The following is a 15,852-nucleotide window of genomic DNA, read 5'->3' on the forward strand; positions in this document are numbered from 1 at the left end:
CGCCATTATTATTAGAAAATAATTTTGTAAGCGTTTTCTTTCATCTGATTCAAGTTTACCTTTTCTCTGAAAGGCTCGCAAGCTATGTTGCCCATTGTAACGGAATTCACATGAAATTCACACAAATAAAGACGTCTCCCACGGGAGACGCCTTCACCAATCGTACATCGTGACCGTCTTTTTCAAATAATGCTCGAGTTGAGCGAGCGGAACGGGCTTGCTGTAATGATAGCCTTGAATGAGGGAGCTGCTATGTTCGAGCACGAAGGCGAGCTGTTCCGGACGTTCGACTCCTTCGGTGACGATATCGAGCCCGAGCGTGTGGAACGTCTGATATAACCCTTCGAGCAACGCCCGGTCGAACGTGTTCTCCGGAATCCCTTTGACGAAATTCTGGTCGATTTTAATCAAATCGAGTTGGAGCGACTGTAAAAACGACAGCGACGACGTGCCGACCCCGAAGTCATCGAGCGAGATTTTGACGCCGATGGCCTTGAGCGATTGAATGAACTGCTGAAGTTCATATAAATTGCCGCCGACCTCGCTCTCGGTGATTTCGACATGGAGACGGTGAGGGTCAAACCTCGAACTCATCAACACTCGTTCTAATGAAGCTAAAAACGAACCGTCGGCGATTTGGCGCTTCGACACGTTAATCGATAGGAACAAGTGATGTCGTTCCACGTGGTCTTTCATCTCTGTGACCGCTTGTTCGAGCACCCAACGACCCAAATCAGAGATGAGACCGAGCTGTTCGGCAACAGGGATGAACAGTCCAGGTGAGATTTGACCTTTCGTCGGATGGTTCCAACGAATGAGCGCCTCGACGCCACGTACGGCAAACGGTCGCGGCGACACGATCGGTTGATAATACAGTTCGAATTCATCATGTTCGAGCGCATGGCGCAAGTCACGCTCCATCTCGAGCGTCTGTAAGTAGTGGCTTCCATCCTCGATTTCTTGGAACGTGAGCACTCGATTCTTTCCTGACAGTTTTGCCTCATGAATGACGACATCGAGCCGTCCCATCATCATCTCGTACGTATGGTGCGGTTCGGCACAAGTGAACACATCGATACCGATTGTCGCCGCCATCCCCTTCACCCCGTTGACTTCGGCCCAATCCTTCAAGTCTTTGATCAAACGCCGGGCGACCGGCTGCAATTGTTCGAGCGTCCAGCTTGGGTGGACGAACATGAATTCATCGGCACCGATTCGGGCGACAAATCCGTCTTCTTTATAAAAGTTGAGTCGGGAAGCGATATAAATCAGGACGGCGTCGCCTGTCCGGTGTCCGTACTGGTCGTTGATGCGCCGGAAATCGTCCAGGTCCAAACCGAGCACACCGATTTGGTCTTGTTTGCCACGTACGTTCGAGAAGTAGTCCTCAAGCGCGAGCCGGTTCGGGAGCAACGTCAACGCGTCACGAAACGCCCGGTCAATCACTTCGGCACGTGTGTCTTCGAGTGCCGCGAGCACTTCATTCATGCTCGTCGCCATCTGTTCAATCTCGTCGTGGCTGTTCGCATCACGACTGAGCCGGAGCCGGCTATCCCGTTCGAGTGTAATCACTTTCAACTCACTGACGATTTCCATGAGACGTCGAATCACGACCCGGTGAATCGTCCACAGCAACGAAAAGAAGAGACCGAGCCCAAGGACGACGAGGGCGATCATCCCGAGTCGCAACATCGCCACCGTATTTTCATAATGTGTTTGTTCGACGGTGAATTTGACTTCGAAATCGGACTGTTGAAACACGGTGCCAAGCGGAATCACGACGTCGGTCCCCGCATCGCCATCCGTGATGACCGTCTGATTTTGACGCGCGGGTTGAATCGTCAATGGAATTTTCGTCTGGGTGCTCATGTCCGCCAGAAATGCCGGGTCGACGAACTCGAGCATGACGAGCGTACCTTGACTTGGACCACTACTATCACTTCGTAAAATCGGGTGACTGACGTACAGCGTCGGACCGAAATCACTCGCATAGATGCCGTTTTGCGTACCTTCCTGATCGCTTAATCGAGAAGTGACCGCCTTGATGAGCGTTTGTTGATCGGTTTTTGACAACGTCGTGCTCGCTGAACGGAACGACGAGTAGAACGCTTCTCCGTCCCGGTCCAAATAGACGATGGCGTTGACGCTCAAGTTTTCAAGCGATTCCTCGCTAATGTTACTTTGGACATAGGAGGCGTTCCGTCGTTGAACGAACGTGTACGTGTCATTCCAGACGGCCCAATCGACGAGTGTGCGCTCGAGCGTATGCTTCCGATTGGCGAGCGTCTCTGACACGCTCGCGACTTGACTCTCGACCGTCTGCCGATCTTGCTCCATGCTCCTCTCGATAAAATAAGGGCGGACCCCAAAAAAGATGACTCCGACAAACACGACTATATTCACGGCCACCGCAATCATGAGCTTCGTCCGAATGCGCACGTCGACCACCTTCTTCCTTCAATCTACTCCATTATTGTAGAGCAGGAAGCGTGAATTCCCTTCTTTTCGCATGAAAAAAAGGACGGGTTGACCCATCCTTTAAAAAAAACGTGCCAACGCCCGTCCCCCGATGTCTCGACGGTAGAACGTCTGTGGCAAATCAAGTTGTTCGAGTGCCGTATAGACGGCATGTTTCGCTTCGAGCAAGGTCGGTTTTGTCGACGTGAGCACGAACAAGCGTCCCCCGTTGCCGACGATGTCCGCCCCGTCACGGGTCGTGCCCGCATGGAACACGAGCACATCGTCTCGTAAGTCACCGAAGCCTGATAGTACCTGTCCGGTCGTCGCTCGATCAGGATAGCCTTCTGCCGCGACGACGACTCCAATCGTATAGCCTTCCACCCATTCAATCGGATACGTTTTTTGGTCCACGACCGCCTCGATGACGTCGAGGAGAGGAGATGCCAAGTTCGGGAGAATGACCTCGGTCTCGGGATCGCCGAACCGAGCGTTGAACTCGATCACTTTCGGGCCATCCGCCGTCAAGATAAGACCTGCATACAAGAACCCTTCGAACGGAGTGCCTCGTTCGACCATCGTCCGCGCGAGCGGGAAGAGCACGCGCTCGACCGCTTCCGTGTACACGGCATCGTCGAGATGAGGCATCGGGCTATAAGCGCCCATGCCACCCGTATTCGGCCCTTTGTCGCCGTCAAACGCACGTTTGTGATCTTGTGACGTGATCATCGGGATGACGTGCTCGCCTGAGACGAACGCCATGAGCGAGAACTCTTCCCCGTCTAAAAACTCTTCGATGACGACACGGGACTGATCCCCGAACTTATCGGTGCCGAAGATGTCGTGAATCGCCGCCCGCGCCTCATCGAGTGTGAACGCGACGGTCACGCCTTTCCCGGCAGCGAGTCCGTCCGCTTTGACGACGAGCGGGGCTTCCGACTGATCGATATGACGTAGCGCCGACGCTGCGTCGGTAAACGTATCATATCCCGCTGTCGGAATATTTGCTTCGCGCATCACTTCTTTGGCGAAGGCTTTACTACCCTCGAGGAGCGCTGCCGCTTTCGTCGGTCCGAAGATGTGTTGACCTTCTGCTTGGAACGTATCGACGACTCCGGCCATCAGGGCCGATTCGGGGCCGACAATCGTCCAATCGATTTCTTCGCGCTTCGCAAACCCAACAAGGGACGAAACATCCGTCTCTTCAATCGGCACGCAGGTCACACCATCCATATTGAGATTGCCCGGGGCGACGAACACCTCATGTCCGTCTTGTCCCAGTTTCCAGGCGAGCGCGTGTTCACGGCCGCCACGTCCAATGACGAGTACGTTCATCTTATCGCTCCTCTCAATGTTTGAAGTGTCGAACTGACGTGAACACCATCGTGATGCCGTGACGGTTCGCCGCTTCGATCGACTCTTCGTCACGAATCGATCCGCCCGGTTGAATGATGGCCGTGATCCCGGCCGCAGCCGCAGCCTCGACCGTATCGCCCATCGGGAAGAACGCATCGCTACCGAGAGCGGCCCCTTGAGCACGTTCCCCTGCTTGTTCGAAAGCGATTTTCGCCGCGCCGACGCGGTTCATCTGTCCCGCACCGATGCCGATTGTCGTCTCGTCTTTGGCGACGACGATGGCGTTGGATTTCACGTGTTTCACGACACGCCACGCAAGTTTCAAATCTTCCCATTCAGACGCCGTCGGACGACGATCCGTCACGATTTGGCATGACGCATCATCGAGTGTGACGTCGTCCCCATCTTGTACGAGGAGACCGCCCGCGACGGCTGTCAAGCGCATCCCTGTCATCTGGCCCATGTCGAGCGTCAATAACCGAAGATTCTTTTTCTCTTTCAATCGGTCAAGTGCTGCCTCACTAAAGGATGGCGCGATGATGATTTCTAGGAAGATGTTGCGGAGCGCCTCTGCCGTTTCCACATCGACTTCACGGTTCAAGGCGACGATGCCTCCAAAAATCGAGACCGGATCGGCCGCATGGGCTCTTGAGAACGCCTGGCTGATTGTCTGTCCGACAGCGACACCGCACGGGTTCATATGTTTGACGACGATCGCTGCCGGCTCCGTCAATTCGCTGAGCGCCTCGAGCGCCGCATTCGTATCTTGGATATTGTTATATGAGAGTTCTTTGCCGTGCAGTTGCTTCGCGTTCGCGAGCGTCATCCCGTGATAGAGCGGCGTCTTGTAAAACGCTGCCTGCTGGTGCGGGTTTTCCCCGTAACGGAGGTCTTGTACTTTCTCATACGTGACCGTGAGCTGTTCCGGGAACGTCTCGCCGATCTGCTGCCCTAAATAGTCGGCAATCAAGGCGTCATACGCCGCCGTGTGACGGAACGCTTTTGTCGCAAGACGTTGACGTGTTTCGAACGTCGTCCCGCCGGCACGAACCGCTTCGGCCACATGACCGTAGTCGGCCGGATCAACGACGACCGTCACGCTGGCATGGTTTTTCGCGGCTGAACGGAGCATGCTCGGTCCACCGATATCGATATTTTCAATCGCTTCTTCATACGTCGCATTCTCTTTCGCAATCGTCTGTTTGAACGGGTATAAGTTGACGACGACATAGTCGATTGGCTCGATGTCATGGTCTCTCATCTGTTCGACGTGCGAGTCCAAATCGCGGCGTCCGAGCAGGCCACCGTGAACGAGCGGATGGAGCGTCTTCACGCGTCCGTCGAGCATCTCTGGGAACGACGTCACTGCTGAGATGTTTTTTACCGGAAGGCCGGCCGCGATGAGCGCTGCTTCCGTCCCGCCTGTCGAAATGAGTTCGATGCCCGCTTCATGCAACGCCTGCGCGAGCTCGACGATTCCTGTTTTATCTGACACACTCAGTAATGCTCTCACTTGAAAACCTCCTGTTGGATAAACACTTGTTGTAGTACGCGCGGATAGAGCTGATGCTCGACCGCTTGGATGCGTCTTGCCGCTTCGGCCGCATCACAGCCTGCGATAGCGACGTCTTGTTGGGCGATGATTGGTCCCGTGTCCATCCCGGCATCTACGTAATGAACCGTGACCCCGCTCGTCGGCACATTCGCCGCGAGCGCCTGACCGATGGCGTCTTTTCCAGGGAACGCCGGTAAGAGCGACGGATGGATGTTGATGATTTGCTTTGGATACGCGGTAAGCAGCACGTCCCCAATCAACCGCATATACCCGGCCAAGACAATATAGTCGGCGCCGAGTGCCTGTAGTAGGACGAGTATTTCTTGTTCGAATTCCGCTTTTGAGGCGTACGTCTTCGGTTCGAACGAGAAGGTCGGGATGTTGAACCGATCGGCCCGCTCGAGTACTTTCGCTTCTGGTTTGTCCGTGACGAGCAGGACGCATTCCCCTGACAAGTCGCCTCGGTCAATGGCTTGCCAAATCGCTTCGGCGTTGCTACCGGACCCGGAGGCGAAGATGGCAAACTTTTTCACTGGTCGACCCCCATGATGCGGACACCCGGTTTGGCATCGACTTTCCCGATGCGATGCGACGTCTCTCCGGCGCGCTCGAGCGCAGCTTCGACAGCTTCGACATCTTCAGGACGGACTGCGATCATGAAGCCGATACCCATATTGAACACGTTGAACATCTCTTGTTTCGAGACGTGCCCGACTTGTTCGAGCCAGTCGAACACGGGCAGGCTCGGCCAATTCGATGCGTCGAATGTGACACCGAGGCCTTCCGGCAGCATGCGTGGCACGTTCTCGTAAAAACCGCCGCCCGTGATATGGGCCATGCCTTGGACACGCCCCGTCGCGATGGCCGCTTTCGCCGCCTCGGAATAGATGCGCGTCGGCAACAAAAGGGCGTTCCCGAGCGTCGTGTCGAGCATGGCGATCTCATCAGTGTAGGCGAGCCCTTGAGATTCGACGATATGGCGGACGAGCGAGAATCCGTTTGAATGGACACCCGATGATGCGAGTCCGAGGACGATGTCCCCCGCTTCAATCGTCCGTCCATCGATCAGTGCTTCCTTCTCGACGACACCGACGGCGAATCCGGCGATGTCATATTCGCCGTCCGGATACATCCCCGGCATCTCGGCCGTCTCGCCTCCAACGAGGGCACAGCCCGCTTGGACACAGCCTTCGGCGACTCCTGCGACGATGCGCTCAAGTTTGGCCGGTTCCGCTTTTCCAGTCGCGATATAGTCTAAGAAATAAAGCGGTTCGGCCCCGTGGACGAGACAGTCATTGACACACATCGCCACACAGTCAATTCCAATCGTATCATGTTGGTCGAGCGCGAACGCGAGTTTGAGTTTCGTGCCGACCCCATCCGTTCCGCTGACGAGAATCGGATGTTTCAACTGCATCGAGCCAAGGTCAATCATCGCACCAAAACTACCGAGCCCGGTCATCACTTCTGGACGCATCGTCCGTGCAACGTGACGCTTCATGCGTGATACTGCCTCATAACCTGCCTCTAAATTCACACCCGCTTGTTCATATCTTAAACTCATCGTCAGTCCCCCTCAAGCTTTTGTCTCTGTTACAAGTTCCGCCAGTTCAGTTGGATAAAGTCCGGTGAAGCAAGCGGCGCACTGCCCGCGCAAGTTCCCTTCGAACGGCCGGTCGATTGCTTCGACCGTCCCATCCAATGTGAGGAACGCCAGTGAATCGGCCCCAATCTCTTCTTTAATCTCTTCGATGGATTTGGTGGCCGCAATCAACTCTTCCTTTGATGATGTATCGATGCCGTAATAGCACGGATGCTTGATCGGTGGTGACGTGATGCGCACATGCACTTCGGTCGCCCCGGCTTCACGGAGCAGTTTGACGATGCGTCGGCTCGTCGTCCCGCGAACGATTGAGTCGTCGACCATGATGACCCGCTTACCGCTCACGACACCTCGCAACGCCGACAGTTTCATCTTGACGCCGCGCTCCCGTAACTCTTGCGACGGTTGAATGAACGTCCGGCCGACGTATCGGTTTTTGATGAGTCCCATCTCGTACGGAATCCCGCTCGCCTCGGCGTAGCCGATGGCTGCTGAAATACTCGAATCAGGGACGCCGGTGACGACGTCCGCTTCGACCGGTGCCTCGTCGAACATCTTTTTCCCCATCGCCTTACGGGCCGTGTGCACGTTGACGCCATCGATGATCGAGTCCGGCCGCGAGAAGTAGATGTATTCCATTGAACACATCGCGCGGACCGAGGCCTCGCTGTACCGCTCCGATACAATCCCGTCTTGCGTGATCATAAGGAGTTCCCCTGGCTCGACATCACGTACGTACGTCGCCCCCACGACGTCGAACGCACATGTCTCTGAGGCGAATACGTAGGCTCCGTCCTCGGTCTGGCCGAGCGAGAGCGGACGTAATCCGTGAACATCGACGCCGACGTAGAGCGCGTCTTCCGTCAAGAAGAGGAAGGCGAACGCTCCGACGAGACGAGCCAAGCTATCCGCGATTCGTTCTTTCATCGAGTTGCCTCGGCTCCGCTTAATCAAGTGGGCGACGACTTCCGTGTCCGATGTCGTCTGAAAAATCGCACCTTCCGCTTCGAGCATATGTTTCAACTCGTTGGCGTTGACGAGATTCCCGTTGTGCGCCATCGCCAAATCGCCCGTGAGCGACTTGAAGTGGAGCGGTTGGACGTTCTCGAGCGTGTTGCCGCCTGCCGTCGAATAACGGACATGACCGATGGCGTGGTGCCCGGTCAATGCATCGAGCGACGGTTCGTCGAACACTTCAGCGACGAGTCCGAGCCCGCGTTTGGCGTGCAAGCGCTCCCCGTCAGCCGTGACGATGCCTGTCCCTTCTTGTCCCCGGTGTTGCAGGCTGTGGAGGCCGTAGTAGGCGAGGTGTGACGCTTCGTGGTGATTAAATACCCCGAATACCCCGCACTCCTCGTTCATGCCTCGGATGTCATATAACATGGAATAGCTCCTTCCCATACCCGTTCAAGTTCCGTGACGTCCATTTCGATTAGGCGGTCGCTCGCACGCACCGTCAATTGTGGCGTGTCTGTCACCTGTCCGATGCGTGTCGCCTTCGTCAACTTCGCGAACGCATCGGCTTGATGTGGCGCGACTGTGACGAGGAACCGTGACTGTGATTCGCTGAAAAGTGTCGTCACGAGATCTGTGTCGACTGTGACGTCTGCGCCGAAGCCCGTGCCGAACACGAGTTCAGGGAGTGCTGCGGCGAGTCCACCTTCCGATACGTCGTGGGCCGCCGTGACAAGTGCTTCCCGGATTGCTGCGAGGAGCGCTTGTTGCTGACGGCTCTCCGTCTCCAGGTCAAGCGTCGGCGCCTGTCCGCTCACTTGACCGTCTTTAAGCATTTGGAGCGCACTACCGCCGAACTCAGGTTTCGTCTCTCCGAGCAGGAAGATGATGTCGCCTGATTCTTTCGCGAACGACGTCGTGATATGTTCTGGCTTGTCGATCAAGCCGACCATGCCGACGACCGGCGTCGGATAAATCGCCGTCCCGTTCGACTCATTGTAAAGCGAAACGTTCCCGCCGATGACCGGTGTGTCGAGGGCACGGCACGCTTCGGCCATCCCTTCGACAGCTTGATCGAGCTGCCAGAACCCTTCTGGCTTGTCCGGGCTACCGAAGTTCAAGCAGTCCGTGAGGGCGAGCGGTGTGGCGCCGCTGGCGACGATGTTGCGCGCTGCCTCTGCGACCGCGATGGCACCACCGACACGCGGGTCGAGGTACACGTATTTGGCGTTGCAGTCCGTCGTCATCGCGAGCGCTTTGTCTGTGTCGCGAATCCGGATAACGGCCGCATCACTTCCTGGTGCAACGACGGTTGATGTTTGGACCATATGGTCGTATTGCTCATACACCCAACGTTTCGAGGCAATCGTCGGCATGGCAAGCACGTCTTTCCATGTCGTGAGTACGTCCGTGACGACCGGTTGGACCGGTGCCATCGCTTGGAACGTCTCATAATATGCCGGTACTTTCGACGGCTTATGGTAGACCGGTGCGTCTTCTGCGAGCGCGTCGACCGGTACTTCGGCTGCGACTTCCCCTTGATGGAGAAGACGGAGCACTTTTTCTTCGATGACGACACCGACTTTGATCGCATGAAGTCCCCACTTCGTGACGATTGCTTCGATTTCATCTTCATGCCCTGCCTTGACGACGAGAAGCATCCGCTCTTGTGACTCGGACAACATCATCTCGTAAGGCGTCATGTCAGCCTCGCGTTGTGGGACGAGGTCGAGGTTCATCTCGATGCCCATGCCTGCCTTCGATGCCATCTCGGCCGAAGACGACGTGAGACCAGCCGCTCCCATGTCTTGGATCCCGACGAGGGCTGGGTGCTTAATGACTTCCAAACACGCCTCAATCAACAGTTTCTCCATGAATGGGTCCCCGACTTGGACGGCCGGGCGTTTCTCGTCCGCATCCTCACCGAGTTCTTCCGAGGCGAACGTCGCCCCGTGAATGCCGTCGCGTCCTGTCGTTGCGCCGACGTACATGACCGAGTTGCCGACACCTTCGGCAATCCCTTTTTGAATGTCTTCATGGCGAATGAGTCCGACGCACATCGCGTTGACGAGCGGGTTGCCGGCATAGGCCGGGTCGAACGCGACTTCCCCACCGACCGTCGGGATGCCGACACAGTTGCCGTAACCGGCGATGCCGGAGACGACGTGGCCGAAAAGATGTTTCACACGTGATTCGTTCAAATCTCCGAAGCGGAGCGAGTTGAGGAGTGCGACCGGTCGCGCGCCCATCGAGAAGATGTCGCGGATAATCCCGCCGACACCTGTCGCCGCACCTTGGTACGGCTCAATCGCCGATGGATGGTTATGGCTCTCGATTTTGAATGCGACGGCCTGGCCATCGCCAATGTCGACGATGCCGGCACCTTCCCCAGGTCCTTGAAGGACGTGTTTCCCAGTAGTCGGGAATTTCCGGAGGACAGGCTTCGAGTTTTTGTACGAACAGTGTTCAGACCACATGACCGAGAATAACCCGATCTCTGTGTAATTCGGCTCACGACCGAGCAGTGAGACGACGAGCGCGTATTCCTCATCGGTCAAGCCCATCGTGGCGTAAAGTCGCTCTTCACGGATGTGTGTTGCTGTCGGTTCAGTTGTAAGTAGCATGTCGAGTCCCCCATTTCACCATCGAAGTGAATAATCGTTTGCCATCTTCCCCGCCTAAGAGTGCTTCGACCGCTCGTTCCGGGTGTGGCATCATTCCGAGTACGTTACCTTGTACGTTCGTGATTCCTGCGATATTCGCGACCGATCCATTCGGATTGTCGGTATACGTGAAGGCGATTTGCCCGTTCGCACGGAGCGTCTCGAGTGTCGCCTCGTCACAGTAGTAGTTGCCTTCCCCGTGCGCGATTGGGACTTGAATCGTCTCCCCGAGCTCATAATCGTTCGTGAACATCGTCTCGTTCGTTTCGACTTTCAATTCGACTGTCTTGCACATGAACTTCAAATCACGGTTGCGCATCAATACGCCCGGTAGGAGTCCCGCTTCGACGAGCACTTGGAATCCGTTACAGACGCCGAGCACTGGACGCCCTTCTTCGGCGAATCGTTTCACTTCGTTCATAATCGGTGAGAACTGGGCGATGGCACCACAGCGCAAGTAGTCCCCGTATGAGAAACCGCCTGGTAGGAGCACACCATCGTACCCATCAAGCGACGTTTCCGTATGGAACACATAGTCCGCTTCTTCGCCGAGGACATCTTTTACGGCATGATACATGTCGAGGTCACAGTTCGATCCGGGGAAGACGATGACAGCGAATTTCATGCGAGTACCCCCATCTCGATTCGATAGTTCTCGATAACCGTGTTGACGAGCAACTTCTCACACATGTCACGCACCATCGCTTCGGTCGTCTCATCTGCCACTTGAAGCTCGATGACTTTCCCGATGCGTACCGACTCTACCCCTGTAAAACCGAGATGTTCGAGCCCACCTTTTACGGCGACGCCTTGTGGATCCAGTACACTTTCACGTAATGTCACGTACACGTTTACTTTTTTCATCGGTCCATTCCCCCTATGCGTGTTAACAGTTGGCTGTATGTGTCTGTCAGAGATCCAAGGTCTCTGCGGAAAACGTCTTTATCGAGCTTTTGTTTCGTCTCTTTGTCCCAAAGCCGGCACGTGTCTGGTGAGATTTCATCGGCAAGGATGATCGTGCCATCGACTTTACCGAACTCAAGTTTGAAATCGATTAAATCGATGCCATGTTCATTGAAGAAATCGAGCAACACATCGTTGACCCACAGACCAAGTTGTCGCAATGTTTCGACTTCTTTGTGTGTGGCAACTTGCAGTAAACGGATATGATCCTCCGTTAAGAGTGGATCTCCGAGTGCGTCATCTTTATAGTAAAACTCGACAATCGGTGACAGGAGCGGTGTCCCTTCTTCCCAACCGAGTCGTTTGGCAAGGCTTCCGGCGGCGACGTTGCGAACGACGACCTCGAGCGGAATGATATCGACACGGCGCACGAGCTGCTCGCGATCCGATAGTCGCTTAATGAAATGCGTCGGAATCTTGTTATCGTGCATGAGTTCGAACAAGCGCGTCGTGATGGCATTGTTCAACACGCCTTTGCCGGCGATTGATTCTTTCTTCTCCCCGTTAAATGCTGTCGCGTCGTCTTTATAATAAACGCGGAGCACACCCTGTTCTTCAGTCTCAAATAACGCTTTCGCTTTACCTTCGTAAATTGCTTCCATCTGTATCGTCCCCCTTAAAAGTGAGAGGGGCATGAAGCCCCTCAACGATCACAAACCACAGCGTTCAAAAATAACATCGACACGGCGCACGTGATGGCTCGGGTCGAATAGGTCGTCGAGCTCGTCACTCGTGAAGAGTGCGCCCATCTCGGCGTCTTGTTCAATCAAGGTGCGGAACATCGTCTCTTCTTCCCACGCTTGCATCGCCTTCGGTTGAACGGCATCATAAGCGGCTTCGCGCGACCATCCTTTTTCAATCAACGCGAGCAAGATGCGTTGGGAGAAGATAATGCCAAACGTCCGGTCCATGTTCCGGCGCATATTATCCGGGAAGACCGTCAAGTTCTTCACGATATTGCCAAAGCGGTTCAACATGTAGTTGAGGAGACTCGTCGCATCCGGAAGAATGATCCGTTCTGCTGAGGAGTGTGAGATGTCACGTTCATGCCAGAGTGGGACGTTCTCATACGCCGTCACCATATGACCGCGAATGACACGGGCCAGGCCGGTCATGTTCTCTGAACCGATCGGGTTACGTTTATGCGGCATTGCTGACGATCCTTTTTGTCCTTTGGCGAAGAATTCTTCGACCTCACGTGTCTCTGTCTTTTGGAGGCCGCGAATCTCTGTCGCCATCTTCTCAATCGATGTGGCGATTAACGCGAGCGTGGACATGTATTCGGCGTGACGGTCACGTTGTAACGTCTGCGTCGAAATCGGTGCTGCTTGAATCCCTAATTTGTCACACACATACGATTCGATGAATGGATCAATGTTTGCGAACGTACCGACCGCACCACTCATCTTACCGAATTCAATCGTCTCGCGGGCTGCCATGAACCGTTTCTTGTTGCGCTTCATCTCTTCGTACCAAAGGGCGAGCTTCAATCCGAACGTCGTCGGTTCTGCGTGGACACCGTGTGTACGGCCCATCATGATGTCATACTTATGTGCTCTAGCTTTTTCAGCGAGGATGTCGATGAAACGGTCGATGTCAGCTTCTAAAATATCGTTCGCTTGCTTAATCAAGTACGATAAGGCCGTATCGACGACGTCTGTCGAAGTCAGTCCGTAATGCACCCACTTCTTCTCTTCACCGAGTGTCTCTGAGACGGCACGGGTGAATGCGATGACGTCATGACGTGTCTCTTGCTCGATTTCAAGGATGCGTTCGACATCAAACGATGCCTTGTCCCATAAGACGGCGACATCTTCCTTCGGGATGATACCAAGTTCGCTCCACGCCTCGCAGGCGTACAGCTCTACTTGGAGCCATGCCTCAAATTTATTCTGGTCTGTCCAAATCGCCGCCATCTCAGGACGGGTATAACGTGAAATCATAAAACGGTCTCCTTCCAAATTGCCAATTGTTCGATGGTCTGAAGCGCTTCTTTGACGGAAGCAGCAATCACGTTCAAATGTCCCATTTTCCGCCCCTGCTTCGCTTCTTCTTTCCCATACAAATGTAGTTTAACATTCGACGGTAACGTTTGCGGGTTCAGCTCGTCCATATGTTCGCCTAACAGGTTGACCATGACGATTGGTGTGTAAAGCGTCGTTCGCCCAAGCTTCATCCCGGTGATTGCCCGAATGTGTTGCTCGAACTGTGATGTCTCACAGGCATCAATCGTGTAATGCCCTGAGTTGTGAGGGCGTGGCGCAAGTTCATTCACGTACAATGAACCGTCTTCCATAATGAACAACTCAACCGCAAGCGTACCAATCAGTCCGATGTGGTCAGCGAGTTGGAGGGCCAAATGACGCGCCTCCTCTAAAATATCAGGCTCCACTCGTGCCGGTACAATCGAAAGATATAAAATATTGTTTCGATGAATGTTCTCGCTGATGGGGAACGTCGTCGTCTCGTGCGTCCCTCTCGTCACGATAACAGAGATTTCTTTTTTAAAAGGAAGCCAAGCTTCGGCCACATATTCCGTCTCTTCGAACTGATCTGTGAACGAGCTTACGTCTTGTTCTGAACGTATTACCGTTTGACCTTTACCGTCATAACCAAAACGGCACGTCTTAATCACAAACGGAAAACCTAACACGTCTCTTGCTCGAATGACATCACGGACGGAACGGACTGGAACGTACGGTGCGACTTGAAGACCTGCCCCTTCAATCATTTGTTTTTCAAAGATTCGATGCTGTGTCGCCTTCAAGACATCCATCCCTTGAGGACATTTGTCAGCAATGGCCTCAATCATCGCTGTATCAATGTTCTCAAATTCATAGGTGATGACGTCTGAACGATGTGCAAGTTCACGTGCTGCCGTTACGTCGTCAAATGCGGCGACGATGCTTGGTGCAACCTGAGCGGCGGGCGCGTTTGCGTTTGGATCGAGGCTTAGCGTTTCGTACCCCATAGCACTCGCACTGAGAGACATCATGCGACCTAACTGACCTCCACCTAAAATGCCGATTCTCATTAGATTAGTTCCTCCGTCGCTTGAAGTGCCATATCGCGCTTCGCTTGGCGATATGTATCTAGGCGTTCAACCAGTGCGGGGAATTGCAGGCTGAGGATTTGAACGGCGAGTAGGGCCGCGTTCGTCGCCCCGGCACGTCCGATAGCGACCGTTGCCACTGGTACTCCTGCAGGCATTTGAACAATCGAGAGCAAGGAATCAAGTCCATTTAACGCTTTAGATTGAACAGGCACTCCGATGACAGGAAGCGTTGTTTTCGCTGCGACCATTCCCGGTAAATGGGCTGCTCCTCCTGCGCCTGCAATGATGACTTGTATGCCTCTCGCACGGGCCTCTTCAGCATATTCAAACATTAAGTCCGGCGTCCGATGTGCCGAGACAACTTGTTTTTCATATGGAATACTCAATTCTTCTAGGATGTCACAAGCATGGCGCATCGTTTCCCAATCAGACGAGCTACCCATGATCACACCTACTGTTGCCTTCATTCAAATGTCCCCCTTAAATAAAGAAATCCCTAAACCGAATAACCAGTTTAGGGTATAGGCCACGACAAAAAAATGTCGACTATACCCCATAGTCTGATCAGAATCGGCGATCAGGTAGAAACTTGCGAGCCATTTCCTCGCGATTATATGGAGCACTATTTAATTTGTTATTAACTCACACGCCTATCGTACCTTGTTCTTTCAAAACATGTCAACAAACTGCGAACAATTTAATTGTCTGAATATTTATCGTTCGTCTTTAGTGGTGTTAAAATACAAAAAAACCGCCACGCATTCGTGACGGTTTGGCATTATGATTCGAGAGCAACGCACTCAAACAAAATCGATTGATGGGAATGTACAGGTTCGTCTTTGGTTCCCGTTTGTTCAAAGACAGGCTTTTCAATCCTACGTACCGGGCGATACCCCATTTGAGCAATTCGATTTAAACAGTCATCGATTGTCTCGTTTGGCTCGACGTATACTTTGATTTTTTTGGCCATCTGTTCTTCCTCTCTTTCATTTGAATCACGATATAAATAAAAAAAGCGGCGGCCCTTGAGCGAATGCTCCAGAACCACCGTTTGCCTGGCGACGTCCTATCCTCACAGGGGGAGACCCCCAACTACTTTCGGCGCTGAAGCGCTTAACTTCCGTGTTCGGCATGGGAACGGGTGTGACCACTTCGCCATCGCCACCAGACATAGAGAGATCGTTCTCTCAAAACTGAAGACTCATCAATTCACACAAACCATTAGACTAGATCAAAGCCTCGACCG

General features: G+C 54.0%; 14 protein-coding genes, 1 rRNA gene and 1 riboswitch. All 15 genes read right to left on the bottom strand.

Annotated elements, in window-relative coordinates:
- Positions 1-153: 153 nt before the first annotated feature.
- The 15 genes from KNP71_RS12395 to rrf all read right to left on the bottom strand — a co-directional run bounded on the left by KNP71_RS12395 (position 154) and on the right by rrf (position 15,775).
- Positions 154-2,439 (bottom strand): bifunctional diguanylate cyclase/phosphodiesterase, encoded by a 2,286-nt coding sequence (locus KNP71_RS12395; RefSeq protein ID WP_021065202.1) that lies wholly within the window; start codon positions 2,437-2,439, stop codon positions 154-156.
- A 99-nt stretch (positions 2,440-2,538) separates the two neighbouring features.
- Positions 2,539-3,792 carry a phosphoribosylamine--glycine ligase gene (gene purD / locus KNP71_RS12400; RefSeq protein WP_214830789.1) on the bottom strand — a complete coding sequence of 418 codons (1,254 nt, stop codon included), beginning with the start codon at positions 3,790-3,792 and terminating at the stop codon, positions 2,539-2,541.
- Positions 3,793-3,805: 13 nt separating this feature from the next.
- Positions 3,806-5,326, bottom strand: a complete 1,521-nt coding sequence (gene purH / locus KNP71_RS12405) for a bifunctional phosphoribosylaminoimidazolecarboxamide formyltransferase/IMP cyclohydrolase (protein ID WP_214830790.1) — start codon at positions 5,324-5,326, stop codon at positions 3,806-3,808.
- Complete coding sequence (purN, locus tag KNP71_RS12410) at positions 5,323-5,901, bottom strand: phosphoribosylglycinamide formyltransferase (protein ID WP_021065199.1); 579 nt, start codon at positions 5,899-5,901, stop codon at positions 5,323-5,325. Before purN ends, purH begins: the two co-directional genes overlap by 4 nt.
- The gene (gene purM / locus KNP71_RS12415) at positions 5,898-6,932 is read right to left on the bottom strand and encodes a phosphoribosylformylglycinamidine cyclo-ligase (protein WP_021065198.1); all 1,035 of its coding nucleotides are present in this window, start codon (positions 6,930-6,932) and stop codon (positions 5,898-5,900) included. Before purM ends, purN begins: the two co-directional genes overlap by 4 nt.
- Positions 6,933-6,944: 12 nt before the next feature.
- Positions 6,945-8,354 (bottom strand): amidophosphoribosyltransferase, encoded by a 1,410-nt coding sequence (purF, locus tag KNP71_RS12420; RefSeq protein WP_021065197.1) that lies wholly within the window; start codon positions 8,352-8,354, stop codon positions 6,945-6,947.
- A complete protein-coding gene (gene purL, locus KNP71_RS12425; RefSeq protein ID WP_214830791.1) occupies positions 8,330-10,549 on the bottom strand; it encodes a phosphoribosylformylglycinamidine synthase subunit PurL in 2,220 nt (739 codons plus the stop codon). The genes purF and purL overlap by 25 nt, the downstream gene beginning before the upstream one ends.
- The gene (purQ, locus tag KNP71_RS12430) at positions 10,533-11,213 is read right to left on the bottom strand and encodes a phosphoribosylformylglycinamidine synthase subunit PurQ (RefSeq protein ID WP_029596116.1); all 681 of its coding nucleotides are present in this window, start codon (positions 11,211-11,213) and stop codon (positions 10,533-10,535) included. Before purQ ends, purL begins: the two co-directional genes overlap by 17 nt.
- The gene (purS, locus tag KNP71_RS12435; RefSeq protein ID WP_021065194.1) at positions 11,210-11,452 is read right to left on the bottom strand and encodes a phosphoribosylformylglycinamidine synthase subunit PurS; all 243 of its coding nucleotides are present in this window, start codon (positions 11,450-11,452) and stop codon (positions 11,210-11,212) included. Before purS ends, purQ begins: the two co-directional genes overlap by 4 nt.
- On the bottom strand, positions 11,449-12,153 hold the full coding sequence (gene purC / locus KNP71_RS12440) for a phosphoribosylaminoimidazolesuccinocarboxamide synthase (RefSeq protein WP_021065193.1): 705 nt from the start codon (positions 12,151-12,153) through the stop codon (positions 11,449-11,451). The genes purS and purC overlap by 4 nt, the downstream gene beginning before the upstream one ends.
- Before the next feature lie 48 nt (positions 12,154-12,201).
- Positions 12,202-13,494 (bottom strand): adenylosuccinate lyase, encoded by a 1,293-nt coding sequence (gene purB, locus KNP71_RS12445; protein ID WP_021065192.1) that lies wholly within the window; start codon positions 13,492-13,494, stop codon positions 12,202-12,204.
- Positions 13,491-14,585 carry a 5-(carboxyamino)imidazole ribonucleotide synthase gene (purK, locus tag KNP71_RS12450; protein ID WP_029596118.1) on the bottom strand — a complete coding sequence of 365 codons (1,095 nt, stop codon included), beginning with the start codon at positions 14,583-14,585 and terminating at the stop codon, positions 13,491-13,493. Before purK ends, purB begins: the two co-directional genes overlap by 4 nt.
- Positions 14,585-15,073, bottom strand: a complete 489-nt coding sequence (purE, locus tag KNP71_RS12455) for a 5-(carboxyamino)imidazole ribonucleotide mutase (RefSeq protein ID WP_021065190.1) — start codon at positions 15,071-15,073, stop codon at positions 14,585-14,587. Before purE ends, purK begins: the two co-directional genes overlap by 1 nt.
- A gap of 69 nt (positions 15,074-15,142) precedes the next feature.
- A riboswitch (purine riboswitch) is annotated at positions 15,143-15,244 on the bottom strand.
- 140 nt (positions 15,245-15,384) lie between these two features.
- On the bottom strand, positions 15,385-15,576 hold the full coding sequence (locus KNP71_RS12460) for an NETI motif-containing protein (RefSeq protein WP_021065189.1): 192 nt from the start codon (positions 15,574-15,576) through the stop codon (positions 15,385-15,387).
- Between the two features lie 83 nt (positions 15,577-15,659).
- Positions 15,660-15,775 (bottom strand): 5S ribosomal RNA (gene rrf / locus KNP71_RS12465).
- Positions 15,776-15,852: the final 77 nt, after the last annotated feature.

The sequence above is a fragment of the Exiguobacterium sp. s56 genome, assembly GCF_018618255.1.
GTDB classification, from domain to species: Bacteria; Bacillota; Bacilli; order Exiguobacteriales; family Exiguobacteriaceae; genus Exiguobacterium; species Exiguobacterium chiriqhucha.